This window comes from Pectobacterium peruviense, from assembly GCF_003312355.2.
GTDB lineage: Bacteria > Pseudomonadota > Gammaproteobacteria > Enterobacterales > Enterobacteriaceae > Pectobacterium > Pectobacterium peruviense.
The window spans coordinates 1,960,357-1,985,798 of record NZ_CP161826.1 but is presented as its reverse complement, the minus strand read 5'-3'; the positions used below and the strand labels follow the sequence as shown (position 1 = coordinate 1,985,798).

Genomic DNA, 25,442 nt, shown 5'->3' with positions numbered 1-25,442 from the left:
GGACATTTATGTTCGATTACACCGACTTTCCCGAACAACGGCAATCCAAAATCAGGCAGATCCTCAGCGAGGAAGGCAAAGTCGTCTGCACGCAGCTCTCGCGTGAATTGAACGTATCCGAGCACACCATACGGCGCGATCTGAAGGAACTGGCGCAATCCGGTGCCTGTAAGCGCGTCTACGGCGGTGCAGTCAGTATGCCACCAGAAGCCATTGATTTTGCCAGTCGGGCAACCATCGACGCAGCCCAGAAAGATCGCATCGCTCAAGCCGTCATCCCGCTGATAAAGCCCAACAGCTGCGTCTTCTTTGACACTGGCACCACCAATCTGGCGGTGGCGAAACAGATCCCTGCGGGTCTGAAGTTTACCGCCGTGTGTAATTCGCCGATTATCGCGGCGGAATTGATGCAACATCACGATGTAGAAGTGATTTTTCTCGGTGGAAGGATCCAGAAGGAAGTCGGCGGCGCGATTGGTATCGACACACTCAGGCAGCTAGAGAAGATGTATTTCGATCAATGCCTGCTGGGAGGCTGTGCCTTTGATGCTAATGAAGGGTTGACCGTTTTTGAATATGACGATGCGGAATTCAAAAAGTGCCTCGTAACCCGCAGCAGCGAAGTGATCGTGGCCCTGACTGCCAATAAAATCTCCGCTCTGGCGCGCTATCGCGTTGCCGCCTGTGATGAGATCACCACGTTGGTGACCGATGACGAAATCCCCCCTGCCTGCCAGAGCGTGTTAAGCGAAAAAAATCTGGATCTGATTATTGCCCGATAATACAACGGTAGCCCCAGCGGCTGCCGGATCCACTCATGAAAGCAGCAGCTTTATCGTTTTTAGTACCCCATCGTCGTCATTACTGCGGGCAATAAAATTCGCTGCCGCTTTGGTTTCCTCAAACGCATTGCGCATCGCAAAGCTGTAAGAGGCGCGGCCCATCAGTTCAATATCATTATAACCATCGCCAAACACCATAGTTTCCTCTGGCGTAATCGCTAATGTGTTCTGAAGAATCTCTACGGTGTGCCCTTTGTGTACGCCAACATTGGCAATGTCGATCCAGGCCGCTTCGGAAACCACGATATAAACATGGTCGTGGAACGCAGCAAGATACTTCGCCGTTTCATGACAATGTCCTGCTGGGTCATAAACCGTGATTTTCACAAAGTCATCGGTAACGGCAGCAAAATTGGGTATCAACGTAACGTTAGCGTACGATTTCTTCACCTTTTCCAGTAAGGCTGGGCTGATGGTTTCCTTTACCATCGCCCCATTTGGGGTACAGCCAATGATCACATGCTGGTCGTCTACGCTTTCCAAAACGCCAATCAGACTCAACGCAAGACGGTTTTTGATGAGCGATTGGTAAACATAATCTCCCTGATGTTTGATGCGCGTCGCACTGTCTCCCAGAATCCAGATATCTTTCGCCTCATCGCCAAAAAGCGCTTCCACCCGTTCGCACTGCTTACCTGTGCAGGCGGCAAACTGTACGCCCTTCTTCTTCATTAACGCATAAACCTCGGCAAACAAGGCTCTGTTGTAATCGCCATCGCTGTGAAGAAACGTGCCGTCCAGATCGGTAATTACCAACTTGATCATTCCACTCCCCTTTCAGATTGTACGTACACAGACAGCCTGCCTGAACAAGGAAAAAAGCGCTTTTGCGCGGTGAGTTAGGCGACTGACGTGATGATTACACGCTAACGCTCGATTTAGCTCGGTGATGTATTTTTTTCGCAAAAAAGCGCAACTTTCGTACGGTAAAAATCATTTTCGCTAAATACGTTGAGATAACACGCGAAAATCAGCATAGCATTTATTGACAATGCGCAACAAGAAGCTAAATCAATCAATAGTGAGCATTATTAGGGGAAGCAGTGGCAGAATCTCGATGAAAAGGGTTCTACCACACGCCAGATGTTCAAATGAAGCCGATACGGGACGAAACCCGTGCTCCGATGAGCCGCAACAGCGCCATATTTGCTGACATAGCGGCTTCATTCGACGAATACGGCTAAACATTCGGCACTTGAAAGAAGATGATAAACAAAGCGCTTGCCACGAACGTCGGAGCCGTCCATAATAGCGCCCATTGCAAAAGCTGGAATGAAGAAAAGCATTCTAATCAAAACGTTACTGATTAAGATGTTATCTCCTGTACGACCGTAGCTCAGTTGGTTAGAGCACCACCTTGACATGGTGGGGGTCGGTGGTTCGAGTCCACTCGGTCGTACCAATTCATGTTCTGAAAATATTACCCTGCGCCCGTAGGTTAATGAATATGAATTGAAATTTCCCTTACTCGTGTCCTGTTAATTTCATCAAAACCTATTCAAATAAGCGTTTTTACGCTCATTTTTAGCCTGATCCTGAGCGCTAATCTAATCCGCACGACAATCCTGTTACCGACTTTGCAACATTAACCATAATTACACACCAATCTCTATTGATGTCACCCATCATCAAAACACTTGACGAAATAGATGATGGCCATCATTATAAAAACAGCTCATTTTCTGTAAAAGAGGATAAGCCATGACTGGCCTCTATCTGACCTTCCCGCCCGCGTCATCGCGGTCAATAGTGAGTAGAAGCTGTCATTTTTCGGCCTCACGTAGGGCCTTAACCATCGTGCCTGTCACGATTTTCCTTCAAGGACAAGACTATGACGACCCGCTCCACCGTTCTCATTACCGGTGCCTCAACCGGAATTGGCGCCACTTATGCTGACCGCTTCGCACGTCGCGGACACGATCTGGTGCTGGTCGCCCGCGATGAAGCACGCCTCAATGCGCTCGCCGATCGCCTACGGAATGCTCACCATATCAATGTTGATGTTCTACAGGCCGACTTGACCCGATCCGAAGATCTGGCAACAGTCGAACGCCGTCTGGTAGACGATTCCGCGATTGACATACTCATCAACAACGCCGGTATCGCACAGTCTGGAGGTATTCTCGATCAAACCGCTGACAGCATTAACCAACTGATCACCTTGAACACGACGGCGCTGACACGACTCGCTGCAGCCATTGCTCCACGGTTAGTTCAGTCCGGTGCGGGGACTATCGTCAATATCAGCTCAGTCGTTGGCTTGGCACCCGAATTCGGCATGTCAGTGTATGGGGCAACCAAAGCCTATGTACTATTTCTTTCTCAGGGGTTGAGCCAGGAACTCGCGCCCAAAGGCATCTATGTACAAGCCGTTCTGCCTGCATCCACACGCACCGAACTCTGGTCTCAGATCGGTATCGATGTCAATTCGTTGCCGGAAGTGATGGAAGTCGGCGAACTGGTGGATGCCGCCCTCGTCGGCTTTGATCAGCGTGAACTCGTAACGATCCCGCCTTTGCATGTCGCTGAGCGCTGGGACATTCTGGATGCAGCACGCCAGGGTCTGCTGTCGGATTTGCGTCAGGCAAATGCGGCGCAGCGCTATCGCCCAGCCAAATAACACACTCGGTTACCTCCGAAGCCTCTGCTAGGCAACATAGGACTACGCCATGAGCGCGGTCCCTATTCAATCGTTATTTATCTCTCTACAGGCAAAGGGTTACATCACCATGAAGGCATTTTTCATCAATCGCTATAAGGACGCGGGCCAGATTGGTCAACTGCCCGACCCCGAGATAGGGCACGACGATGTATTGGTGCAGGTGCATGCCGCCAGCATCAATCTGCTGGACGCCAAGATCCGTAAAGGTGAATTCAAACTCATCCTGCCCTATCGTTTCCCGCTGGTACTGGGTAATGATCTGGCTGGCGTGGTCGTGCGCGTCGGCCGCAATGTTCGTCGGTTTAAGGCTGGCGACGACGTTTATGCCCGTCCCCCAGAGGATCGCATCGGTAGCTTTGCCGAACTGATTGCCGTGAAAGAGGAAGCGCTGGCACTCAAGCCGAGCAATCTCGACATGGAACAAGCCGCCTCCATCCCGCTGGTTGCTCTGACAGCCTGGCAGACGCTGGTCGAGATCGGACAGTTGAAGAAAGGCCAAAGGGTGCTGATTCATGCAGGTTCGGGCGGCGTAGGCACCATCGCCATCCAGTTGGCTAAGCACCTAGGTGCATTTGTCGCGACCACCACCAGCACCCGCAATGTCGAATGGGTGAAAAGTCTGGGTGCCGATGTTGTGATCGACTACAAGACGCAGGCATTTGAAAGCGTGCTGAAAGATTACGATGTCGTCCTCAACAGTCTGAGCAATGATGTGCTCGAAAAATCACTTCAGGTGCTCAAACCCGGCGGTCGACTTATTTCTATCTCTGGGCCGCCGACCCCCACCTTCGCCGAGCAGCAAGGACTATCCTGGTTTCTTAAGCAGGTGATGCGTCTGTTGAGCAGAAGTATCCGCAAAAAAGCGGACAAACACCGTGTACGCTATAGCTTCGTTTTCATGCGTGCAGACGGCGATCAACTGCGAGAAATCACTGCGTTGATCGAATCCGGAGTAATCAAGCCGGTCATTGACCGTACTTTCCCGTTGGAAGCAACCGCAGAAGCACTGGCTTATGTCGAGCAGGGAAGATCGAAAGGCAAGGTAATCATCAGTATTCGATAATTCGGAGTGATTGAGTAACGGGTATTTCTCAGGCGATTTTTGGGTTTTCCGACCAGAAATACCTGAACCCGCCGACGACCTGCGCCTCTGGGATTCAGGGGTAAGGTCTACACAGCTTAAGACACGCCAATGGATCTTTTCGGCGGGCGACAATCCGCCGTTAATGAACTGCGGCCTTACTGGCCGCGAGTTTCCAGATACAGTACCGTGGCGGCAACGCGGGAGCGTACGTTGAGTTTGCGCAGCATGTTGCGAATATGCACTTTTACCGTTTCTTCTGAGATATACAGCACAGCGGCAATTTGCTTGTTGGATAGCCCTGATGCCACTTCCTGAAGCACATCAAGTTCGCGCTCCGTCAATACGGTAAAGGGCGACGGCGTTTCTTTTATAGCAATACGGTGGCGTAAGACATCGCGCACCTGTTCACTGAATGCATCACTGCTGCGAATGGAATCTAATAAGTGTTCTGGGGCGCTGTCTTTAAGCAGATAGCCATCGGCACCCGCATCCATCAGCGCATAGATATCGCTGGGCGCATCGGAAACCGTCAGCACAATCACGCGCGCGCAGATCCCATCACGCCGCAGCGCGTGAAGCGTATCCAGCCCGCTTAATCCTTTCATATTAAGATCGAGCAAAATGATATCGGGAGAATCCCGATTCGCGAGGCTCAGTGCCTCCATGCCATTGCTGGCTTCCCCAATCACGTCAAAGATGGCATCGGTTGCCAATAACTGACGGATTCCCCGACGCATAAGCGGATGATCGTCGACGATCAGCACGCGATAAGATGGTTTTTCTGACATGCCCAGCCCCAATGTAATATGGATCTTATTATTTTTTATTTATGATTTATCCCTGTCATCTTTCAAGCGATGTATACGCCGCTCAAATTATTCAGGGTAGAGATTATTCGTGTTGTCGCGTTCACGCGCTGTCGTCGGCGTCGAAAAACGAACGCTAACTTGCGTCCCTCCTTCAGGGTGGAGGCCAATAGCTAACCGCCCTCCCAACCGTTCGGCGCGTTCCTGCATAATATTTAAACCGTAATGTCCTGCGGGTTCTTCCTGATTGACAATGCCACAGCCGTCATCACGAATATCAACAGAATGGCTCCCGTCCGGCTGCGTACGACAGTTGACGGTAATCGTCGTCGCCTGCGCGTGTTTAATGGCGTTCAGCACCGCTTCGCGAATGATTTGCAGCAGGTGAACCTGCTGTGATGCATCCAGCGCCTGCGTAGGAATTCGGCAATTGATATCAATCGTCGCCGGAGTCTGCGCTCTTAACGGTTCAATCATTTCCTGCATCGCCGCAGGCAAATCAGCCTGTTGCAGCGTCAGTCGGAACGTTCCCAACAATTCCCGCAGTTGGCGGTACGCATCGCTTAACGCCTGTTCGAAATCGGTTATGATCTGCCGAGCCTGCGCATTTTCTTCTGCTACCGCGCGCTTTAATAACGTCATCTGGATATTCAGATAAGAAAGCACCTGAGCCAGCGAGTCATGCAGTTCACGCGCGATAGTGGCACGCTCTTCCATCAAGAGCAGCTGCTGGTAGTGCTTCTGCGCCTGATTAAAATAGAGGCCGCGCCCCAGCATATTGGCGACGCTTTCCATCAGTTGCGCCGACGGCTGCTGCGTTGATGCCTGCCACCGCAGTTGTCCAAACTCGACCTCTTGCAAACGGATAGGCAGCGCCTGCCATGCAGTCTGCTCGTCCGGCTGGCCTTCGCATAACAACCAGTTTTCCCCTACCCGCATTTCCAGACAAACGACCGTTTCATAGCGGTGGACAATTTGCAGAATCTGTTGAAAGCAATGCCTGTCGATCGTGCTGACATTCATCGCCTGAGAACAGTTATACAACACCTTCAGCATGCGGTTCACTTCCTGCAAACGCAGCGTTTTCTGCCGTACCTTGTCTTCCAGAGAGCGATAGAGCTTTTGCAATTCATCAGTCATGCTGCTGAAGGTTTGCGCCAATAATCCCAATTCGTTGGGCAGATTGACATCCAGCCGCGAATGGGTAAAACGCCCCTTCTCAATGGACGCACAGGCCGCCATCAGCTTATTCAGTGGCACGACGACCTGACGACGAATGCGGCGCAGCGTAAAGAAGATCAGTATATAGATAGTGATCGAGCCAATTATTGATGTCACAACCACTATCATCATCTTGCGTTCGGAATAATGCTGCAACGCCAGCACAAAGAGATCGATCTGCGTGACATAGCGAACAATATTGTCCTGATACCACACCCGATCCCCTGCGCTCAGGCGCTCATCCATCGTTTTCCAACTCTGCAACAACGCTGCATAGCGGTCGCGTACATCGCGCGGTACATACCAGCGATCCAACAGGTGAAAAACCGGGGAATCCAACGTTTGCGCATAGAGGTGGCGATGCGCTTCTAACGCTGCGCGATCGCCCTGTAAGTCATACCCCATGCGATAGCTTTGCATACGCATGGAGCCCGCAACGTTGATCGCTTCTGCATCGCGCAAGCCACTGGCTAACGTCAGCAGCGCAATGCCCGTCGTCAGGAATGAGAGCAACGCGATATAAAAAAATGCGCGAGCCAGGCTGGTAGAAACAGGACGTTTGACCATCACAACAAGCAATCCTCTTTAGCATCAGGTAAGTGATTCGGGTGAGTGACAAGTCTGCCAGAGGCAGACTTGTACGCTGCTTGCAGCGGCCCCAACGGGGCGAGGTCCACATAAGTGGGCCGAGTAGCGCAGCCAACGCACATGCAGCTTGAAGTATGACGGGTATCCACTATCACGATCCCCACTCGCTCAGGCAAGCCGATAAGGCGCGAATCCTACATAAGCTTGATCCGGCACCCCCATTTACCTCTAAAGGGTGATTATCGCATACGGCCTAGGGAGCATAGTGTAACCCCTATAAAAACAACGTGTTTTTTATTGGATATTTTACCGAGTGCCAGAGCGACAAACTGCCATGACTAACCTCTCCCGACGTTCCTTACTGACCGGTGGTCTACAGCGTGCAGACAACGCGCTGCGTCCGCCGTGGAGTGGTACTGAAAGCCATTTTCTGAGTCAGTGCACGCGCTGTAATGCCTGCGTTGAGGCTTGCGGAACGAGGATCATCCAGCGCGGTTCAGGGGGCTTTCCCACCATTGATTTCCAGCGCGGCGAATGCACCTTCTGCTATGACTGCGCTCGCGCGTGTCCACAGGCGTTGTTCGCGGAGAGTCACACCGCGCCGTGGGAATACCACCTGACGATTCAGGATGCCTGCTTATCACGGCATCAGGTGGAATGCCGCAGCTGTCAGGATACGTGTGAAACAGGCGCGATACGGTTTCGTCCTACTATCGGACGCGTTGCCGCACCGTCGATCGATGATGACGCCTGTACCACCTGTGGCGCCTGTATCTCTGGGTGCCCCGTCGGTGCCATATCGATGACAAAAATAACAGCGGGATATCACTCCGCGCCAGCGCGTCTCACGACGCAACAGGAAAACCGATGAGCACAGTCTGGCATGTTTGCAGTGTCGTGGTTCACGTCAATACGGAACGTATGGCGGCAGTAGGCGACGCATTGGAAAAATTACCCAATGTGGAGGTAGCCGCCAGCGATAGCGATACCGGAAAAATGGCCGTGGTGCTGGAATCAGATTCAGAAGACACGCTGTTAAAACACATAGCGTCAATACGCGAACTTGCAGGCGTATTGGCGGTTTCGCTGGTTTATCACCAGCTTGATGAACAGTCTTTTGATGAACAATCTTTTGCTTTCGATGAACAACCTCTTGATCAACAAGCTCAGGGTGAGGAAATACCATGAAACTCAGTCGACGACACTTTATGAAGGCGAATGCTGTCGCAGCGGCGGCCGCGGTCGCAGGCATCACCATCCCTATCGCGGTTCGCGCCGCGACCGAGCAATCGGACGCTATCCACTGGGATAAAGCCCCCTGCCGTTTCTGTGGCGTGGGGTGCGGTGTGTTAGTAGGAACGCAAAATGGACGCATCGTCGCCAGTCAGGGCGATCCCGAAGCGCCGGTTAACCGCGGACTAAACTGCATCAAAGGCTATTTCCTGCCCAAAATCATGTACGGACAGGATCGTCTGACCCAGCCGTTACTGCGTATGCGTGATGGTAAATTCGATAAAGAAGGCGAATTTACCCCGATCTCCTGGGACAAAGCGTTTGACATCATGGCGGAGAAATTCAAAACCGCGCTGAAGGAGAAAGGCCCGAACGCAATAGGCATGTTTGGCTCCGGACAATCAACAATTTGGGAAGGCTATGCCTCCGCCAAACTGTTCAAAGCCGGTTTCCGCTCCAACAATATTGACCCCAACGCGCGCCACTGTATGGCATCGGCGGTGGTAGGCTTTATGCGTACCTTCGGTATGGATGAACCCATGGGTTGCTATGACGATATCGAGCAGACCGATGCGTTTGTGCTGTGGGGCTCCAACATGGCGGAGATGCACCCGATTCTCTGGTCGCGTATCACTGACCGCCGCCTATCGAATAGCAATGTCACGGTTGCCGTGCTGTCCACCTATCAGCACCGCAGTTTTGAATTGGCAGATAACGGGATGGTGTTTACGCCGCAAACCGATCTGGCCATTCTCAACTACATCGCCAACTACATTATTCAAAATAACGCGGTGAACGAGGCCTTCTTTACCCGCCACGTGAACCTGCGTAGAGGCGTGACCGATATCGGTTACGGGCTGCGTCCGACGCATCCATTGGAAAAAGCGGCGAAAAATCCCGGTTCCGATGCATCCGAACCGATGAGTTTTGAAGAATACAAAGCCTTTGTCGCCGACTATACGCTGGAAAAAACGGTCGCGATCAGCGGCGTTCCTGCCGATCAGTTGGAAGCGCTGGCAAAACTCTACGCCGATCCGAAGAAGAAAGTGATCTCCTACTGGACGATGGGCTTTAACCAGCACACGCGTGGCGTTTGGGCGAACAATCTGGTTTATAACATCCACCTGCTGACCGGAAAAATCTCTCAGCCAGGCTGCGGGCCGTTCTCATTAACGGGTCAACCTTCTGCCTGCGGCACCGCGCGTGAAGTCGGCACCTTTGCCCACCGCCTGCCAGCAGACATGGTCGTAACCAACGAGAAACACCGTGCGATTGCGGAAAAACTGTGGCAGTTACCGACAGGCACCATCCCTGAAAAAATCGGTCTGCACGCCGTCGCACAAGATCGGGCGCTGAAAGACGGCACTCTGAATGCCTATTGGGTGATGTGTAACAACAATATGCAGGCTGGCCCCAACATCAATCAGGAACGTATGCCGGGCTGGCGCGATCCGCGCAACTTCATTGTCGTTTCCGACCCTTACCCAACCATCAGCGCACTGGCCGCCGACCTGATTTTACCTACCGCGATGTGGGTGGAAAAAGAAGGGGCTTACGGCAACGCCGAACGCCGGACGCAGTTCTGGCGTCAGCAGGTTAAAGCGCCAGGCGAGTCAAAATCGGATCTGTGGCAGGTCGTGAGCTTTGCCAAACGCTTCGCCGTAGAGGACGTGTGGCCGGAAGAACTCCTGGCGCAGAAACCCGCCTACCGCGGCAAGACGCTCTACGACGTGCTGTTTGCTAACGATGTCACCACGCGTTTCCCACTCAGCGAATTAGCAGAAAATCAGTTGAACGACGAATCTCGCGAATTCGGTTTTTATTTGCAGAAAGGTCTATTTGAAGAATACGCCGCGTTTGGCCGTGGGCACGGTCACGATTTAGCACCGTTCGATGCTTATCACAAGGTGCGCGGTCTACGCTGGCCGGTGGTTGACGGTAAGGAAACGCAGTGGCGCTACAGCGAAGGACACGATCCTTACGTCAAAGCGGGAGAAGCCTACCGTTTTTACGGCAAACCGGATGGCAAGGCGGTGATTTTCGCGCTGCCATACGAACCTGCCGCAGAAGCACCGGACGACGAGTACGATCTCTGGTTCTCTACCGGTCGCGTGCTGGAGCACTGGCACACTGGCAGCATGACGCGTCGTGTCCCAGAGCTGCACCGCGCCTTCCCCGAGGCCGTGCTGTTTATCCACCCGCAGGATGCTAAAGCGCGCGATCTACGACGCGGTGAAAAGGTACGCATCATCTCGCGCCGTGGCGAAGTCATCTCCGTGGTTGAGACACGCGGTCGTAATAAACCGCCGCGCGGGCTGGTGTATATGCCGTTCTTCGACGCCGCGCAGATGACCAACGTCCTGACGCTGGATGCAACCGATCCGCTGTCGAAAGAAACGGACTTTAAAAAATGTGCCGTCAAGCTGGCTAAGGTATAGCGAACATGGCACGCCCGGAGAATTCCTCCCCCGCTCGCCGCCGCTTTCTGCGTGACGCCGTTCGTGCCGTTGCGGGTTTATCCGCAGCGGTGACGATACTCGGCATTCAGCAGCGGCGCGCGCAGGCTGACGTACTCCGGCTGCGGCCGCCGGGTGCGCTGCCTGAAGCGGTTTTTTCCGGTGCCTGCATCCGCTGTGGTCAATGTGTTCAGGTCTGTCCTTATGACACGCTGAAGCTGGCGACGCTGGTATCCGGCCCCGCAGCGGGTAGCCCTTACTTTGTCGCACGCGATATCCCGTGTGAGATGTGTGAGGACATTCCCTGCGTGGTCGCTTGCCCCAGCGGTGCCTTACAGCCGCTGGATGCTATCGATGATGCCCGCATGGGATTGGCGGTGTTGTTAGATCAGGAAAACTGCCTGAACTATCAGGGGTTACGCTGCGATGTGTGTTATCGCGTCTGCCCCCTTATTGATAGCGCCATCACACTAGAGCCAGAACGCAATGCCCGCACCGGAAAGCATGCTCGCTTTCTACCTATCGTGCACAGCGATGTCTGTACCGGCTGCGGCAAATGTGAAAAAGCCTGCGTGCTGGAACAGCCAGCGATAAAGGTCTTACCGCGCGCATTAGCAAAAGGCGAGCTCGGGCACCACTACCGTTTCAACTGGCTGGAGGCACGCGATGGCAAATCGTAAGCAAGATGCCGGACGAGAAGCTCAGGCGAAAAAAGGCTGGTGGCGCAGTCACCGCTGGCTAGTTCTGCGCCGTCTGACCCAATCTCTGGTACTGCTCATGTTCCTCAGCGGCCCGCTGTTAGGGTTCTGGATCTTACGCGGTAACTACAGCGCCAGCCGGTTGCTCGACACCGTGCCACTCAGCGATCCGCTGATGGTGCTGCAAAGTCTGGCTAGTGGTCATCTGCCCGCCGCCCTTGCGCTAGTCGGGGCGCTGATTATTGCGCTGAGCTATGCACTGGCGGGTAAGCGCCTGTTCTGTAGCTGGGTCTGCCCTGTGAATCCGCTCACCGATTTAGCCGCCTGGCTGCGCCGCCGTTTCGGCATCACCGCCTCGGCAACACTTCCCCGCAATCTGCGCTATCTGCTGCTGATGCTTATTCTGGCAGGTAGCGCGCTGACGGGTGGGCTGTTGTGGGAATGGGTCAACCCTGTCTCACTGGCGGGTCGTGGGCTAATTTTCGGGTTTGGTGCGGGTATTTGGCTGCTGCTGGCGCTATTTCTGTTTGATTTATTGGTCGTGGAACATGGCTGGTGCGGGCACCTTTGCCCAACCGGTGCGCTGTATGGTGCGCTTGGCAGCAAAGGCGCATTAGCTGTGGATGCCGCCAAACGTGAACGCTGTACGCGCTGCATGGACTGCTTTCATGTCTGTCCAGAGCCGCAGGTATTGCGCGCGCCTTTGCTCGATAAAGACAGTCCGGTACAGGTGACTGACCGAGACTGCATAACATGCGGACGCTGTATTGATGTCTGCGCTGAAGACGTTTTTAAAATAACCCTTAGATGGAAATCGGGAGCAAAGTCATGAAAAGCCTGAGAATGGGATGGTTTCGTTGGATCACCGCCCTAGCGATAATGGGCAGTACAATGATAGGTAGTGCAATAGCCACTGCACAGGTCGATTTAAGCCAATCGCCGGAAGTCGCGGCGGCACAGCCGGGAAACAGCCGGATGCCGAAGCAGCAGGAGCGTATGGCGCTCAATTATGTCAACCAACCGCCGATGATTCCGCATAGCGTAGATGGCTATCAGGTCACCCCAACCTTTAACCGCTGCTTACAGTGCCACGGCGTGGAGAGCTATCGTTCCACCAGCGCCCCACGCGTCAGCCCAACCCACTTTGTCGACAGAGACGGCAAAGTGCTGAGCAATGTGGCACCGGCACGCCATTTCTGCCTGCAATGCCATGTGCCACAGGCGGACAGTTCGCCGATTACTGGCAACACGTTCACCCCTTCTAAAGGCTTTGGACAGTGAGGTTTGCGATGAAACAGCCAGGAAAAGTAGGACGGTTGTTACGCCAGCTATGGCAATGGTGGCGTCGCCCAAGTCGGCTGGCGCTGGGAACGTTGCTGATTATCGGCTTCGCGGGTGGTATTTTCTTTCTGGCGACCTCTCAGAAAGGCATGGAAATGAGCAACAGCGAGGCGTTCTGCATCAGCTGTCATGAAATGCGCAATACCGTCTATCAGGAATATATGGAAACCGCGCACTACAGCAACCGCAGCGGCGTGCGCGCCACCTGCCCGGATTGCCACGTTCCGCATGAGTTTGTGCCGAAAATGGTGCGTAAGATTCAGGCCAGCAAAGAACTGTACGGCAAAATAATGGGCACCATCGATACGCCACAAAAGTTCGAAGCACACCGACTGACGATGGCGCAGAGCGAATGGCGGCGCATGAAAAATAACAATTCTCAGGAATGCCGCAACTGCCACAACTTTGACTATATGGACTTCTCAGGGCAAAAAACGGTCGCAGCAGAGAAACACAGCGAAGCGATAAAACTCGGTCAAACCTGTATCGATTGCCACAAAGGCATCGCACACAAACTGCCGGACATGCACGGCGTCAAAAGCGGGTTATAACCCGCGCCTCCTTGTAACTCACAGGACGGTGTATGCCGTCCTCATCACAAGCGGAAACATCCGCCCTTCCCAAGGTCTGGTTATCGTATTTTTGTAAATACAGTGAGGGTTTCGTGCGCAACAATAGAAACAACAAAAGGGCGAGGTTGCTGACACAGTCCGTAGAGCGGGAGTAACGGATAGATCGTAAAGACGCTGTGAACACATCCCTGTGCGCTCGGCTTGCGCAGATATGAATCTCATCCCTGAGATTCACCCTTTCAGGGCCGTCGCAAGCGACGTTCAAAAACGTTCCTGACGTTTTTGTCCCTGGCGCAAACGCTTTACTCTTCTATTCCGTTACTCCCGTTTTCATTCTGCAAATAGGGTTGTCAACGGTATGAGGACAGCATCCCCTTTGCATGAAGGCTGTGTTCATCACACACCACATCAATCCTTCGCGCAGGCGGAAGAATCCCGTCACAAATAAAGATGTACTCCGTTCAGTCTTTTGATTTTATGGGGTTGGCTCGCGTAAAAAGTTGCGCTGAGGTGTGCATGACCGCCGGATGAGCGGCATGGACGCCGCGAAAGCCTGCGCCGCGTAAGGAACGCGTCGCAGGCGGTCCGAAAAGCGGGCATGAGCTCCGAAGGAACCGCAAAGCGGCGCGATTTCCCGCAAAAAGCCAGGGGTCACGGGGCGACGGCGATGAGTAACCGTGTTGCCGGTCAAGCATTTTTATGAGTCGTCATCCCATAATTTTTGTCATAGGGCTGCTGCGTATGCAGCACGCCATAACACAGATGCACCAGTTTCCTCATCGCCGCCCCTATCGCCACCATCTTCGCTTTTCCTTTTAGCCGCAATCTTTCATAGAGCGCTCTCACATGACTGTTCCAACTGATAGCCGCTATGGCTCCCATATACAGCTTTGCCCGGATGCCCGGCGGCCCTATTTTAGACAATCTGGCTCTGCCACACACCGAGGTGCCTGAACGTCTCTCTACAGGGATAACCCCCAGATACGCCGCCACCTGTTCCGCACTCCTGAAGTGATTACCCCGGATGATGGCTAACATATTCCACCCGATTTGCTCTCCAACTCCATCAATCGATTGCAGAAGTTTCAGGTCGTTTTTTAGCCTGGGATGCTTATCTATATGCTCCGCTATCAGGCGTTCAATCCTTGCCAGCTCATCCTTTAAATTTCGTTCAATCGACTCCAGCGAGGTCAGGACTTCTTCCGGGGCCACTGTGGATTTCAACGTGCTCAGCCGATTTTCTACGCGTTGTTTATCATCAAGCACGCTATCCCTGTGCTGCAATAATGCCCTGAGTTTTCTTATTTCTTGCGAAGGCGGAACCCAATTTTCTGGTTGTTTCAGGTAGCCATAGCACGCCAGAACATAGGCATCCACTTTATCCGTTTTCGTCAATATCCCCATTCCTTTGGCAAATTCACGCACTCGATGGGGATTTGCCACTGACACAAGAATGTTAGCCAGATGAAGGCCATAAGCGAGGTGTTCGTGATAAATGCCCGTCGCTTCCATGATGATATGAGCTTGGCTCGGTTCACATTTTTGCAGGGTTAACCATTGAGCCAAAGCCTGTGCTGAGTTGGGGCCATTGGGTAACACTTTCGTCTTCCGTTTACCTTTAATGCCATCAACCAATAAGCACACATCGATAAAACGTTTACTGATATCAATGCCGACGTAATACATAATGTCCCCCCTTTCACTGAAGCCGTCACGCCCGTTCCGCTTGTACATCCAGAGTCAGTGCTCTAGGTAACCGTTCAATGTTAATGCTGGCGTGAAAGGTGAAACAGAGGGCTTAAACTCAATCGCAAGGTTATAGCCTTGGCGCCCCTTGGAAGCTCACTCTGTTTCATGTAGTGATAGCTAATCACTACATGAGAAAGATACAAGCCGCCCCGTGTCGGGCGCGTGCGACGCGAGTTGCAGAAATTCACGCGGCGTGTTGCGCACGAAACCTCCACCGCAATAACAGAAACAACAAAAGGGCGATATATCGCCCTTTTGCTATTGATGACGAAGATAAAAAGGATTTACTTCCCAGTAACCGCCTGCACCGACAGAGAGGCTTCGGCCTGCGCCACGCTGCGTTCGATAACCGCTCGGCGTGTGTCGTTTTGCGGGAGCAGTTTTAACATCGCTTTCCAGGCCTCAATCGCATCTTGATAGCGCTGGGCTTCATAGGCATTGAAAGCCAACAGGCTCAGTACGCGAACATTGGTCGAGCCGGAATTCATCAGCTCACGCAGCATGTCACCACCGCGCTGGCTATCACGCGGGTCGGTGGATCTCGACAGCAGATCGGCATAGTCCAACGCCAGATCCGTATTTTTCGGATCAAGCTGGAACGCTTTGGCAAACGCCTGCACGGACATGTCATAGTTATTCAGCAAACCCGCGATACGCCCCAGCATCCACCAGTCTTGTGCATTGTCTGGCTGCGTCTCCAGTTGACTGCGCAGCCCCAGACCGAGACGCGCAACCTCCTCAATGGTCAGCGGTTCTGCATCAGCATCCAGCGCTCGCTTCATTAGATCCGGCGTTAACACAACGACCTGCTGCAACTCTTGCACCCGATTAACCGCAGACGTCTTCCAAAACATGCCGAGGCTGACGATGACCAGCAGCAGCACGCCCGGCAGCAAAACCCAATGGCTCAGCGGGCGTTGTTTTACCTTCGTTCCGCTGGGAATATCCTGCAATAACGTATGCTGGAGTTCTTCAACCAGTTGAGCACGTTCCTGCTCATTGGCAACATCCCCATTAAGCTCGCGCAGACGATCGCGATACAGCGTCTGATTGATCGCATCGCGATCGTATTCCCCCCGTGACGACCACGGCGCGAGCAGCAGCGCGGACAGTGCAATCAGCGATAAAACAATGATGGTTGTCAGTAACATCATTCCGATTTCTCCTCACGTCCCAACAACGTCTGCAAGCGCTTTTTATCCTGTTCACTCATCGGTTCTTTAGCACTTTTAATGCGGCGCGTGCGCCGAATAATCATCGCAGCCCCCGCCGTCAGAAACAGCGCAGGCAGCAGCCATAGCAAGATCGTGAAAGGCGTGATCGGTGGTTCATACGTCACAAAATAACCGTAACGATCCACCATATAATCGACAACCTGCTCTTTCGTTTGCCCTTGCTGCATTAGCTCATACACTTTCTGCCGCATATCCGAAGCAATCATCGAGTTGGAATCGGCAATGCTGTTGTTCTGGCATTTCGGGCAGCGCAGTTGCATGGTCAACTCGCGGAACTGTTGCTCCTGGGTATCGTTGTCAAAACGCAATACCTCGGATGACGCCAGCACGCTGAACGACAGCAGCAGTGCACTAAGGAAGCTGAGCACTCTCATGCGCCGCCCTCCTTGCTGTATTTTTCCCACAGCGGTTGCAGCGTGTCTTGCCACACCTGCATGTTGAGATCGCCCGCATGGCGATAGCGAATGATGCCTTGTCCGTCGATCAAGAAGGTTTCCGGCGCGCCGTACACGCCCAGATCCAGCCCCAGCATCCCATCACCATCAAATAAGCTCAGCGCATAGGGGTTACCGAGCGTCTTCAACCATTCGACCGCTTTGGGACGTTCATCTTTATAATTCATGCCCACGACGCGGATTCCCTGCGCCGCTAGCGTGTTGAGAAACTGGTGTTCTGCCCTACACGTTGGGCACCAGGTCGCCCAAACGTTCAGCAGCAACGGTTTCCCATCGCTCAGTTCAGATTGGCTATACACCTTTCCCGGCTGATCCAGAGATTCAAGACGAAACGCAGGGATTGATTTGCCAATCAGGGCAGACTCCAGTCGCATGGGATCATCGCCGTCGCTGTTACGCACCAGTTGCCACAGCAAGGCAACGGCCAGAAGCAAAAACAGGGCGAGCGGGATTAATAAAATCTTACGGCTCATGATGATGCCTCCCTAACAGCACGACGCAGGCGATAGCGAGGGTCAAACATGCACAGGATCCCCCCTAACGCCATCAGCCCCCCGCCGTACCAAATCCAGCGGATAAAGGGTTTGTAATACAGTCGTACCGCCCAGCTATCGTCATCTAATTGTTCGCCCAAGGCCGCATAGAGATCGCGCGTCACACCTGCATCAATAGCGGCTTCCGTCATGACCGCGCCGCTGGTGTTATAGAAGCGTTTTTCCGCTTTCAGGATCGCCTCCGGCTTGCCGTTATGCGTGACCTCAATGGTCCCTTTACCGCTGTGCCAGTTAGGTCCTACGACATCCTGTACGCCTTGAAACGTAAAACGGTAATCATGAATTTGTATGCTGTCGCCTGCCCGCATCCGTACATCGCGTTCGACGCTATAATTCTGGCTGAAGGCAATACCGACCACCGTCACCGCCAGCCCAATATGACCGCACACCATGCCCCACTGGCTCAATGAGAGCTTGGTCAAACCGCGCAGTAAACCGTGACGCTGGGTGGAACTGGTATGCAGCTCGTACACTGTTAAGAAGAATACCCACAGCGCCATCGATAGACCGACCGCCGTCATGGCAACCAGCGAGTCCTGCAACAACCACGGAAGCAGCAGCGACAGCGTCGCCGTTACGGCCAGCGCAACCAGCAGCAGCTTACGCAGCTTTTGCGGCTCGTCGCGCCGCCAGCGAACCAGCGGCCCCACGCCCAACAGCAAGGCAAAAGGCGCCATTAACAGGGTAAACATGGTGTTGAAGAACGGTGCGCCAATGGAAATACTGCCCAACCCCAGTTGCTTATGCACCAACGGCAGCAGCGTTCCCAGCAGCACCACCAGCGTAGCTGCCATCAAGATCAAGTTATTGCCGAGCAGGAACGTCTCACGCGACCAGAGCGAATTCGTCACCCGCGCCCGTACTCTGTTGCCCTTGATGGCGAACAGCAGCAACGAACCGCCGATAACAATGACCAGAAATGCGAGAATAAACATCCCACGCGCCGGATCGGAGGCAAATGCATGCACCGACACCAGTACGCCAGAACGCACCAGAAACGTCCCCAACAGACAGAGCGAGAACGCGCCGATAGCCAACAACACCGTCCAGGCTTTAAAGCTACCGCGTTTTTCAGTGACCGACAGCGAGTGCAGCAGCGCCGTGCCCACCAGCCACGGCATCAGTGAGGCATTTTCTACCGGATCCCAGAACCACCAGCCGCCCCAGCCGAGTTCGTAATACGCCCAACCGGAGCCGAGGACGATACCCAACGTCAGGAACGACCAGGCCGCCTGCGTCCATGGTCGGGACCAGCGTGCCCACGCACTGTCCAGCCGTTCAGCCAGCAGCGAGGCAACTGCAAACGCAAACGCTACGGAAAAACCGACATAGCCCATGTAAAGCAGCGGAGGGTGGAAAATGAGTCCAACATCCTGCAACAGCGGATTGAGATCGCGCCCATCAATCGGATAGTCTGGCAGCGTGCGCGTAAAGGGATTCGACGTCAGGATGATAAACAATAAGAAGCCGACATTAATCATCCCCATGACAGCTAATACCCGGGCGACCGCATCGAGCGACATCCCTCGGCTGAATACCGCCACGGCAAAGGTCCAACCGCTCATCAGCAGAACCCAGAGCAGCAGCGATCCTTCATGTGCGCCCCATGCCGCCGCCACGCGATACCACACTGGCAGCGCACGGTTCGAGTTGTTTGCTACATAAAGGACAGTGAAATCATTGATCACCAGCGCATGTACCAAGACGAGGAAGGAAGCCAAAATGCATGCAAACAGCGCCCAGGCAAGAGGACGCGCCAGCGCCATTAGGCGTTCATCCTGACGTGATGCCCCCCATAGCGGATACACGCTGAGCAGCAATGCAACACCCAGCGCCAGACAGAGCAGATAATTGCCCACTTCAGGCATCATAACCGTTTACCCTCTATGCCAGCCGCAGAGGCGTGACCATTCTGCCCTTCCATAGCCGCTTTGATTTCCGGTGGCGTGTAGTTTTCATCATGTCGGGCAAGCACTTCTTTCGCCGCAATATGATCGTCGGTATCCAGAATGCCCTGCGCCACAACGCCTTGCCCTTCGCGGAACAAATCCGGCAGCATTCCGTTGTAAGTCACGTCCACTGAACCCTGTGCGTCATAAACGGTGAAACGGACTTCCAGACTTTGGCTGTCGCGGCGTACGCTGCCCGGCATCACCATGCCGCCGACGCGCAAACGCTGCCCGATCGCCGGTTTTTCCTGCGTTTCATTTTTGCCGTAGAGAATTTCGCTGGGCGTATAGAAGAGATCGATATTTGAACTCAGCGCATAGAGCGTCAGCGCTATCGTCAGCACCGCGCCACAGACGACGGCCAGAATGGCATACAGGCGAGTTTTACGTGTCGCACTCATTGCACTACCTCCATCGCTGACTGGCGCGCCGTGCTCTTACGCTGATCACGCGCCTGTTGGCGGCGAATATCCCGCAACAGCGCACGACGCCCCAAAAGGGTATGCCCGATCAATGCACTCAGCGGTAGCAGCGTTAGCACCACGGCCAGCCACACGTAAAAGGCATAGCCGCCCATCGCAAAGAAATCTTGCCAACTCGTGAAGGCGATGTTCATCGTGCTACTCCTCCTTTATTGACCAGCGCAGCAACCCACGGTGCGCGGCGCTGCTGCACCAGTATCAAATTACGCAATCGCATGAGTGACAACGTCACGAACAAACTCATAAACCCTAGCATCATGATTCGCAGCGGAAGACGCATAGCAGGATCGATGGTTTTCTGCATTTTTGTCGATGCCTGATGCAGGGTATTCCACCACTCGACCGAGAAATGGATGATGGGTAAATTCACCACGCCAACCAGCACCAAAATGGCCGCGGCACGCCCGGCAAGGCGGCGGTCGTCAAATGCGTTGTAGAGCGCGATGATACCGACGTACAGAAATAACAGGACGAGTTCCGACGTCAGGCGTGCATCCCAAACCCACCAGGTTCCCCACATCGGTTTACCCCAGGTAGCGCCGGTGGTCAGCGCAATAAAGGTAAACACCGCACCAACGGGAGCCATCGCTGCCACGGCAAGCTCCGCCGTTTTTGACTGCCGAATCATCCCGACCAGCGCGAAAATCGCCATCACGGCATAGACCCCCATCGACCACACGGCAGCAGGCACGTGCAGGTAGATGATGCGATACCCTTGCCCTTGCTGAGAATCTACAGGCGCAAACCCGAACCCTAGCAGGCAACCGCCGATCAGCAACGCGACGCTGATCAGTGCCACCCAGGGGATAAGCCTGCCGCAAAGGCCATAAAGGCGATCCGGCTGCGTAAGCTGATAGTTTTTTTTCAACATAATCGTGTGCTCACTTTGCGTAAAACGCATCCCAACGGGACGACGAATGCGATCCTGAGATCGGAAAATTATTGTATGCTCACCCGCAACGCCGCCGCCGTAGCAAACGGGCTTAGGGTCGCGCTACCTGCCAGAAAAGCGCCGAGGATCGCCAGATATCCGCCCACCGGCAGTTGCATCATTGCGGCCTCGACTGCCGCCGTAGCAAAAATCAACAGCGGTATGGTCAGCGGCAATACCAGCAGGCTTAACAGTACGCCGCTGCGGCGCAGCCCGACCGTTAATCCCGCGCCGATAGCGCCGAGAAAACTCAGCGTTGGCGTGCAGAGCAACAGCGTTAACGCCATCACCCACCAGCCGTGGCTGTCCAGCCCAAACAGAAGTGCCGCTAACGGCGAAAGCAGTAGCAGCGGCAGCCCACTGACCATCCAGTGCACCACCACTTTCGCCAGCACCACTAACGGCAGCGGCAACGGCAGCAGCGTCAGTTGTTCTAGCGAACCATCCTGATAGTCATCGCGAAAAAGACGATCCATAGCCAGCAGAGACGCGAGCAATGCCGCCACCCACACCACGCCCGGCGCCACGCGCATCAACAGTTGTGGTTCCGGCCCAATAGCCAAAGGGAATAAGATGATGACGATGAGGAAAAACCACAGCGGGTTGAGAATTTCAGCGTTGTTACGTAACGCGACGCGCAGTTCTCGAGCAATCAATCGCCGCATTATGGCGTGCCCTCACTCGGTGTGAGCTGGATACAGCGGATGCTTTGAGCAAACGGACGTAGCGGCTGATGAGTGGTTAAAATAATAATGCCACCGTGCCCAATATGGTGTTCCATTCGCTGTGTCAGCATTTCGACACCTGCCACGTCAAGCGCGGTCAGCGGTTCATCCAGAATCCACAGCGGCACGTCGGTGAGCCACAAACGCGCCAGCGCAACGCGCCGCTGTTGCCCCGCCGAAAGACGCGCCACGGGCACATCTTCATATCCTGCCAGCCCGACGGCGGCAAGTGCCTGCCAGTGTGCATCCTGATGCAGTTGCGGATAGAAGAAGCGCAGGTTTTCTTCACCAGTCAGGACGCTTTTGATGCCCGGTTGATGGCCTAGCCACAGAAGCTGCTGATTAAAATGCTCGCGGATACGATTGATACGCTGCCCCTGCCAGCAGATTTCCCCCGACTCGGGCGTCGCGAGGCCGCTTAACATACGCAGTAGCGATGTTTTCCCTACCCCGTTAGCACCGGCAATCTGCACCATTTCTCCCGGGCTAGCGGTAAACGACAACGCGCTGAACAGCACATGCTCATCGCGTATGCAAACCACATCGCGCGCTTCTAACATCGGGGTGTACTCCTACTTTCTTCGTGGCTATAGAATAACATGACGTCTTTACTCCCCCCTCTGGGGGCCGTAACCCTAAAGAGTTAATCTTTTTTATTGAGATCAATAAAGTCGGTGATTCCGGTTATCTCCGTCATCATGACGGTGCAAAAAGCGGTGCTGGCATTGCTGAGCCGAAGGAAATCACGCACTATTTCTGGCTATTCTTTAGCAGCGTTGCCGTGTTGATCGCCTCTATCAATTGAGCGCGGTTAACCCGAGGGCTGTATGTATCCAACAGGCGCTGCCAAATCGCGATCGCGCGTGCATAATCGGCCTTCAAGAACGCGTCAGACGCCAGTAGCATCAGCGCCGTCACTTCGTTGGCGTCCAGCGCCAGCGCTTTATCGACCATCTCCTGCATAGGAGGCGTGACAACCTGACCCGACTGGTAATACAGCACCGTCGCCAGCGCCGAATACAGCTCCGCACTGTCACCCTTCAGCGCAATCGCCTGCCGATAAGCACGCAGTGCGTTGTCATAGGCGTTTCGATAAAGATAATATTCACCCAGCTCAGCCCAGAGGACGCTGTTGCTCGGTGTTTTACGAATGCTGTCCTGCAAGACAGCAAGCTGTTTTTCCTGCTGCTGCGCGTCGCTAAAATCGCGTAGCGGATCGGCAAGCCGCTGGCGTTCCACCTGAACGAGCGCACCGCGCGGGCTCAGCGCATAGAGTGCAGCACTGCTCAATAGGATAATGATGACCGCGACCACAACGGCGATAGTGGGCATCGGGCACTGTGCAGAAGAAGAAGATGACGTTAACGGCAGATCGTGAGTTAGTTCGCGCCCCAGCATCTTGGCCTCATGCTCGGATAGATGCTTCACGGCCTGTTCACATTGAAAATGCCAGATGCGTTCCGCTAAACGCGGTAGCTTTCCATCCCCTTCCGTTTTGCGCAGGGGCAATAGCGGCAACAGCAGTCCAGCAGCCAGAGCAAGCATAGCGACAGCGACGATTAACACGTTTAGCAGACTCATAAGCGCGCTCCTCGGTTCTGTCGCCGCATCACTCGCCACGCAATCACCGCGATCGCTAACAGCAAAAACAGCGGCATTAGCCAAAGGATGCCGGTTTGCATTTTCATCGGGGGGTTGTACTGCACAAAATCGCCATAGCGCTGGTTCATAAACGCCATAATTTCTGACTTATCTTTTCCCTGATCCACCATGGAAAAAACCTCATGGCGCATGCTGACCGCGACGGGCGAGTTCGACTCCAGCAGGCTCTGATTCTGGCATTGTGGACAGCGTAACTCTCCAGCAATCGCCATCGCGTCCTGACGCTGTGTCTGACTGGAAAACACCCAGGTATCGACTACCTGCGCCTGCACAGAAAAAGCTAACAGCATGAGAATAAGCGCAAGGTGCTTAGTCATAGACTCTTCTCCCTCGGAACCACCCCAGCAGTGCGCCCGCGACCATCAACATGCCGCCGCCCCACACCCAGCGAACGCCGGTTTGCACATAGAAACGCATCGCATAGCGGTTTTCGCCGGTTTTCTCGCCCATCACGGCATACCATTCCCTGATTGGCCCCCAGGCAATACCCGGTTCAATCATCTGCTGCTTACGTGCGTTGTAATAACGGCGTTCTGGTATGACGCGGGCGATCGGTGAGTCGCCACGATAAATCGCAATCACCGCTTGCTCTGCGGTGTAATTCTGCGCTGCCACTAAATCCAGCTGTAAAAAATGAAACTGATAGTCACCCAACGTGACCTGTTCTCCCTGCCCCACATTGGCGCTGATTTCCTGCTTGCTCCCCGCAGAGAACGCAATCCCCAAGGCAAACAGCGCCACACCCGTATGTGCTAACAGCGCAGGAAGCTGTTGGCGTAACGCCGAGAGCGGCTGTAGCCACTGAGCCGCCATCACCCAGCCGATCAGACCGGAGGCCAGCGCCACAGCGTATCCATAAGGCCATAAGACCAAAGTGATGACGACACCGACTGCCAGCGTCACGCCTAAGCGCTGGGCAGACCATCGCGCGCTACGTTTCCAGTAGCCTCCCGCTGCGACTCCAATGAGCAACAGCATCAAGCCAGCGAAGGGCAAGAGCACACGGTTAAAATAGGGTGCGCCTACTGAGATTTTCCCCCAGCCCGCCAGTCCATAAATCATCGGATAAAGCGTGCCGAGCAGAACCACCAGCGCGACGGCACTGAATAACAACAGCACCAGCAGTATTGCCATTTCCCGTGACCAGCCGGAGAAACGGGCTGCGGAATGGACAAGCTGAGCACGCCAGCCATAAACAGCTAGCGCCATCATGCTTAAACAAGCAAACAGGATAAATAAAGGCACCGCGCGGTCATGTTCGAGGGCGAAGGCATGGACAGAAACCAGTATCCCGGAGCGAACAATCAGCGTGCCTAACAGACATAAAATGAAGGTCAACAGCGCCAATATCAGCGACCAATGGCGGAAGATACCGCGCATTCGCGTGACAGACAGACTGTGGAGCAATGCGCTGGCCGTTAACCACGGGAGCAATGAGGCGTTTTCTACCGGATCCCAGAACCACCATCCTCCCCAGCCCAGCTCGTTATAGGCCCACCACGATCCGAGGATGATACCCAGCGTTAACAGGCTCCAGGCTGGCAGCGTCCAGCGCCAGCAAATCCAGGCGGCCGGAGCCGTAAACTCGCCGTGAATTAGGGCGGCTAACGCCAGTGCTGCACTCACGGTTAAACCACCATAGCCTAGGTAGAGCAACGGTGGATGGAGAATGAGGCCAATATGTTGCAGCATCGGGTTGAGATCCCTCCCCGCTACAGCAGGCGGGAAGAGACGCACAAAAGGATCGGAAAAAAAGACGATGAATACCAGCAACGCGGTCGCAATCACCGCGAGCATCGCCAGCGTCAGCGGGAACAGATCGCTCGTCGCCTTACGATAGCGACAGGCGAACGCGGCGCTCCAGCCGGATAAACACAGCAGCCACAGCAGCAGCGATCCTTCATGCCCGCCCCAGACTGCGGCTATTTTTAGCCCCAGTGGTAAATCACGGTGGCTATGCTGGGCAACGTAATTAACCGAAAAATCATCCTGTACCACGCTCAGCGTCAGCGCGACAAACGCGAACAGCACGAGACCAAACAGCACCAGCGTCCAGCACCGCGCCAGTCGGTAAGTGCCCGACCAGCGCAGAGAGTAGCCTGAAAATGTCAGCAACGCTGTTGCCACACCGACGCAAACCGCCAGTAACAGCGACACATACCCAAACTCTGGCAATAACAACATCAACAGGCCTCTT

General features: G+C 54.2%; 26 protein-coding genes and 1 tRNA gene. 11 read left to right on the top strand and 16 right to left on the bottom strand.

What is annotated here, in order from left to right; all coding sequences use genetic code 11:
• Nucleotides 1-8 precede the first annotated feature (8 nt).
• A complete protein-coding gene (locus tag DUT67_RS09050) occupies nucleotides 9-782 on the top strand; it encodes a DeoR/GlpR family DNA-binding transcription regulator (protein WP_113627846.1) in 774 nt (257 codons plus the stop codon).
• A gap of 33 nt (nucleotides 783-815) precedes the next feature.
• Here DUT67_RS09050 and DUT67_RS09045 read toward each other — a convergent pair whose 3' ends face one another.
• Complete coding sequence (locus DUT67_RS09045) at nucleotides 816-1,607, bottom strand: HAD-IIB family hydrolase (RefSeq protein WP_113627845.1); 792 nt, start codon at nucleotides 1,605-1,607, stop codon at nucleotides 816-818.
• 560 nt (nucleotides 1,608-2,167) lie between these two features.
• On the opposite strand from DUT67_RS09045, the gene DUT67_RS09040 reads away from it, so the two are divergent.
• The 3 genes from DUT67_RS09040 to DUT67_RS09030 all read left to right on the top strand — a co-directional run bounded on the left by DUT67_RS09040 (nucleotide 2,168) and on the right by DUT67_RS09030 (nucleotide 4,567).
• Nucleotides 2,168-2,244, top strand: a tRNA-Val gene (locus DUT67_RS09040).
• Between the two features lie 429 nt (nucleotides 2,245-2,673).
• Nucleotides 2,674-3,462: an SDR family oxidoreductase gene (locus DUT67_RS09035; RefSeq protein ID WP_113627844.1), complete on the top strand. Its 789-nt coding sequence runs from the start codon at nucleotides 2,674-2,676 to the stop codon at nucleotides 3,460-3,462.
• 49 nt (nucleotides 3,463-3,511) lie between these two features.
• Complete coding sequence (locus DUT67_RS09030) at nucleotides 3,512-4,567, top strand: NADP-dependent oxidoreductase (protein WP_317616495.1); 1,056 nt, start codon at nucleotides 3,512-3,514, stop codon at nucleotides 4,565-4,567.
• Between the two features lie 176 nt (nucleotides 4,568-4,743).
• Here DUT67_RS09030 and narP read toward each other — a convergent pair whose 3' ends face one another.
• Nucleotides 4,744-5,376: a nitrate/nitrite response regulator protein NarP gene (narP, locus tag DUT67_RS09025; protein ID WP_113627843.1), complete on the bottom strand. Its 633-nt coding sequence runs from the start codon at nucleotides 5,374-5,376 to the stop codon at nucleotides 4,744-4,746.
• A gap of 87 nt (nucleotides 5,377-5,463) precedes the next feature.
• Nucleotides 5,464-7,182 carry a nitrate/nitrite two-component system sensor histidine kinase NarQ gene (gene narQ, locus DUT67_RS09020; RefSeq protein ID WP_113631589.1) on the bottom strand — a complete coding sequence of 573 codons (1,719 nt, stop codon included), beginning with the start codon at nucleotides 7,180-7,182 and terminating at the stop codon, nucleotides 5,464-5,466.
• 355 nt (nucleotides 7,183-7,537) lie between these two features.
• On the opposite strand from narQ, the gene napF reads away from it, so the two are divergent.
• From napF to napC, 7 genes are read left to right on the top strand one after another with little or no spacing between them, the layout of a single operon-like run.
• Nucleotides 7,538-8,074, top strand: a complete 537-nt coding sequence (napF, locus tag DUT67_RS09015) for a ferredoxin-type protein NapF (protein WP_048259758.1) — start codon at nucleotides 7,538-7,540, stop codon at nucleotides 8,072-8,074.
• Complete coding sequence (napD, locus tag DUT67_RS09010) at nucleotides 8,071-8,391, top strand: chaperone NapD (protein ID WP_048259757.1); 321 nt, start codon at nucleotides 8,071-8,073, stop codon at nucleotides 8,389-8,391. The genes napF and napD overlap by 4 nt, the downstream gene beginning before the upstream one ends.
• A complete protein-coding gene (napA, locus tag DUT67_RS09005) occupies nucleotides 8,388-10,874 on the top strand; it encodes a nitrate reductase catalytic subunit NapA (protein ID WP_113627841.1) in 2,487 nt (828 codons plus the stop codon). The genes napD and napA overlap by 4 nt, the downstream gene beginning before the upstream one ends.
• Complete coding sequence (gene napG / locus DUT67_RS09000; RefSeq protein ID WP_113627840.1) at nucleotides 10,871-11,572, top strand: ferredoxin-type protein NapG; 702 nt, start codon at nucleotides 10,871-10,873, stop codon at nucleotides 11,570-11,572. Before napA ends, napG begins: the two co-directional genes overlap by 4 nt.
• Nucleotides 11,559-12,422: a quinol dehydrogenase ferredoxin subunit NapH gene (gene napH, locus DUT67_RS08995; RefSeq protein WP_113627839.1), complete on the top strand. Its 864-nt coding sequence runs from the start codon at nucleotides 11,559-11,561 to the stop codon at nucleotides 12,420-12,422. Before napG ends, napH begins: the two co-directional genes overlap by 14 nt.
• Nucleotides 12,419-12,871, top strand: coding sequence for a nitrate reductase cytochrome c-type subunit (gene napB, locus DUT67_RS08990; RefSeq protein WP_113627838.1), 453 nt, complete (start codon nucleotides 12,419-12,421; stop codon nucleotides 12,869-12,871). The genes napH and napB overlap by 4 nt, the downstream gene beginning before the upstream one ends.
• Nucleotides 12,872-12,879: 8 nt before the next feature.
• Nucleotides 12,880-13,482, top strand: a complete 603-nt coding sequence (gene napC / locus DUT67_RS08985) for a cytochrome c-type protein NapC (RefSeq protein WP_010276503.1) — start codon at nucleotides 12,880-12,882, stop codon at nucleotides 13,480-13,482.
• Nucleotides 13,483-14,190: 708 nt separating this feature from the next.
• On the opposite strand, the gene DUT67_RS08980 is transcribed toward napC, so the two are convergent.
• From DUT67_RS08980 to DUT67_RS08920, 13 genes are all read right to left on the bottom strand, one after another.
• Complete coding sequence (locus DUT67_RS08980; RefSeq protein ID WP_113628142.1) at nucleotides 14,191-15,189, bottom strand: IS110 family transposase; 999 nt, start codon at nucleotides 15,187-15,189, stop codon at nucleotides 14,191-14,193.
• A 347-nt stretch (nucleotides 15,190-15,536) separates the two neighbouring features.
• Complete coding sequence (gene ccmI, locus DUT67_RS08975; RefSeq protein ID WP_113633111.1) at nucleotides 15,537-16,406, bottom strand: c-type cytochrome biogenesis protein CcmI; 870 nt, start codon at nucleotides 16,404-16,406, stop codon at nucleotides 15,537-15,539.
• On the bottom strand, nucleotides 16,403-16,861 hold the full coding sequence (locus DUT67_RS08970) for a cytochrome c-type biogenesis protein (protein WP_113633110.1): 459 nt from the start codon (nucleotides 16,859-16,861) through the stop codon (nucleotides 16,403-16,405). Before DUT67_RS08970 ends, ccmI begins: the two co-directional genes overlap by 4 nt.
• Entirely contained in the window at nucleotides 16,858-17,415 is a 558-nt protein-coding gene (locus tag DUT67_RS08965; RefSeq protein ID WP_113633109.1) for a DsbE family thiol:disulfide interchange protein, read from the bottom strand. Before DUT67_RS08965 ends, DUT67_RS08970 begins: the two co-directional genes overlap by 4 nt.
• Complete coding sequence (locus DUT67_RS08960) at nucleotides 17,412-19,367, bottom strand: heme lyase CcmF/NrfE family subunit (RefSeq protein ID WP_113633108.1); 1,956 nt, start codon at nucleotides 19,365-19,367, stop codon at nucleotides 17,412-17,414. The genes DUT67_RS08965 and DUT67_RS08960 overlap by 4 nt, the downstream gene beginning before the upstream one ends.
• Nucleotides 19,364-19,846, bottom strand: a complete 483-nt coding sequence (gene ccmE, locus DUT67_RS08955) for a cytochrome c maturation protein CcmE (protein ID WP_113633107.1) — start codon at nucleotides 19,844-19,846, stop codon at nucleotides 19,364-19,366. Before ccmE ends, DUT67_RS08960 begins: the two co-directional genes overlap by 4 nt.
• Nucleotides 19,843-20,061: a heme exporter protein CcmD gene (gene ccmD / locus DUT67_RS08950; protein WP_113633106.1), complete on the bottom strand. Its 219-nt coding sequence runs from the start codon at nucleotides 20,059-20,061 to the stop codon at nucleotides 19,843-19,845. The genes ccmE and ccmD overlap by 4 nt, the downstream gene beginning before the upstream one ends.
• Nucleotides 20,058-20,798: a heme ABC transporter permease gene (locus tag DUT67_RS08945; protein ID WP_113633115.1), complete on the bottom strand. Its 741-nt coding sequence runs from the start codon at nucleotides 20,796-20,798 to the stop codon at nucleotides 20,058-20,060. Before DUT67_RS08945 ends, ccmD begins: the two co-directional genes overlap by 4 nt.
• A 68-nt stretch (nucleotides 20,799-20,866) precedes the next feature.
• Complete coding sequence (ccmB, locus tag DUT67_RS08940; protein ID WP_005970933.1) at nucleotides 20,867-21,523, bottom strand: heme exporter protein CcmB; 657 nt, start codon at nucleotides 21,521-21,523, stop codon at nucleotides 20,867-20,869.
• Nucleotides 21,523-22,143, bottom strand: coding sequence for a cytochrome c biogenesis heme-transporting ATPase CcmA (ccmA, locus tag DUT67_RS08935; RefSeq protein WP_113633105.1), 621 nt, complete (start codon nucleotides 22,141-22,143; stop codon nucleotides 21,523-21,525). Before ccmA ends, ccmB begins: the two co-directional genes overlap by 1 nt.
• A 190-nt stretch (nucleotides 22,144-22,333) precedes the next feature.
• A complete protein-coding gene (nrfG, locus tag DUT67_RS08930; protein WP_113633104.1) occupies nucleotides 22,334-23,164 on the bottom strand; it encodes a heme lyase NrfEFG subunit NrfG in 831 nt (276 codons plus the stop codon).
• Entirely contained in the window at nucleotides 23,161-23,562 is a 402-nt protein-coding gene (gene nrfF / locus DUT67_RS08925; protein WP_113633103.1) for a heme lyase NrfEFG subunit NrfF, read from the bottom strand. Before nrfF ends, nrfG begins: the two co-directional genes overlap by 4 nt.
• Nucleotides 23,555-25,429, bottom strand: a complete 1,875-nt coding sequence (locus DUT67_RS08920; protein WP_113633102.1) for a heme lyase CcmF/NrfE family subunit — start codon at nucleotides 25,427-25,429, stop codon at nucleotides 23,555-23,557. The genes nrfF and DUT67_RS08920 overlap by 8 nt, the downstream gene beginning before the upstream one ends.
• Between the last annotated feature and the right edge of the window lie 13 nt (nucleotides 25,430-25,442).

Excerpts from the sequence above, each read along its gene's own strand:
- ccmE (WP_113633107.1), bottom strand. The coding sequence starts at position 19,846 with ATGAGTGCGACACGTAAAACTCGCCTGTATGCCATTCTGGCCGTCGTC.
- narQ (WP_113631589.1), bottom strand. The coding sequence starts at position 7,182 with ATGGTCAAACGTCCTGTTTCTACCAGCCTGGCTCGCGCATTTTTTTAT.
- DUT67_RS08945 (WP_113633115.1), bottom strand. The coding sequence starts at position 20,798 with ATGTTGAAAAAAAACTATCAGCTTACGCAGCCGGATCGCCTTTATGGC.
- napH (WP_113627839.1), top strand. The coding sequence starts at position 11,559 with ATGGCAAATCGTAAGCAAGATGCCGGACGAGAAGCTCAGGCGAAAAAA.
- napF (WP_048259758.1), top strand. The coding sequence starts at position 7,538 with ATGACTAACCTCTCCCGACGTTCCTTACTGACCGGTGGTCTACAGCGT.
- DUT67_RS08920 (WP_113633102.1), bottom strand. The coding sequence starts at position 25,429 with ATGTTGTTATTGCCAGAGTTTGGGTATGTGTCGCTGTTACTGGCGGTT.
- DUT67_RS08965 (WP_113633109.1), bottom strand. The coding sequence starts at position 17,415 with ATGAGCCGTAAGATTTTATTAATCCCGCTCGCCCTGTTTTTGCTTCTG.
- nrfG (WP_113633104.1), bottom strand. The coding sequence starts at position 23,164 with ATGAGTCTGCTAAACGTGTTAATCGTCGCTGTCGCTATGCTTGCTCTG.
- nrfF (WP_113633103.1), bottom strand. The coding sequence starts at position 23,562 with ATGACTAAGCACCTTGCGCTTATTCTCATGCTGTTAGCTTTTTCTGTG.
- ccmD (WP_113633106.1), bottom strand. The coding sequence starts at position 20,061 with ATGAACATCGCCTTCACGAGTTGGCAAGATTTCTTTGCGATGGGCGGC.
- DUT67_RS08980 (WP_113628142.1), bottom strand. The coding sequence starts at position 15,189 with ATGTATTACGTCGGCATTGATATCAGTAAACGTTTTATCGATGTGTGC.
- napD (WP_048259757.1), top strand. The coding sequence starts at position 8,071 with ATGAGCACAGTCTGGCATGTTTGCAGTGTCGTGGTTCACGTCAATACG.
- napC (WP_010276503.1), top strand. The coding sequence starts at position 12,880 with ATGAAACAGCCAGGAAAAGTAGGACGGTTGTTACGCCAGCTATGGCAA.
- narP (WP_113627843.1), bottom strand. The coding sequence starts at position 5,376 with ATGTCAGAAAAACCATCTTATCGCGTGCTGATCGTCGACGATCATCCG.
- ccmA (WP_113633105.1), bottom strand. The coding sequence starts at position 22,143 with ATGTTAGAAGCGCGCGATGTGGTTTGCATACGCGATGAGCATGTGCTG.
- napA (WP_113627841.1), top strand. The coding sequence starts at position 8,388 with ATGAAACTCAGTCGACGACACTTTATGAAGGCGAATGCTGTCGCAGCG.
- napB (WP_113627838.1), top strand. The coding sequence starts at position 12,419 with ATGAAAAGCCTGAGAATGGGATGGTTTCGTTGGATCACCGCCCTAGCG.
- DUT67_RS09050 (WP_113627846.1), top strand. The coding sequence starts at position 9 with ATGTTCGATTACACCGACTTTCCCGAACAACGGCAATCCAAAATCAGG.
- DUT67_RS08970 (WP_113633110.1), bottom strand. The coding sequence starts at position 16,861 with ATGAGAGTGCTCAGCTTCCTTAGTGCACTGCTGCTGTCGTTCAGCGTG.
- DUT67_RS08960 (WP_113633108.1), bottom strand. The coding sequence starts at position 19,367 with ATGATGCCTGAAGTGGGCAATTATCTGCTCTGTCTGGCGCTGGGTGTT.
- DUT67_RS09045 (WP_113627845.1), bottom strand. The coding sequence starts at position 1,607 with ATGATCAAGTTGGTAATTACCGATCTGGACGGCACGTTTCTTCACAGC.
- DUT67_RS09035 (WP_113627844.1), top strand. The coding sequence starts at position 2,674 with ATGACGACCCGCTCCACCGTTCTCATTACCGGTGCCTCAACCGGAATT.
- ccmB (WP_005970933.1), bottom strand. The coding sequence starts at position 21,523 with ATGCGGCGATTGATTGCTCGAGAACTGCGCGTCGCGTTACGTAACAAC.
- ccmI (WP_113633111.1), bottom strand. The coding sequence starts at position 16,406 with ATGATGTTACTGACAACCATCATTGTTTTATCGCTGATTGCACTGTCC.
- DUT67_RS09030 (WP_317616495.1), top strand. The coding sequence starts at position 3,512 with ATGAGCGCGGTCCCTATTCAATCGTTATTTATCTCTCTACAGGCAAAG.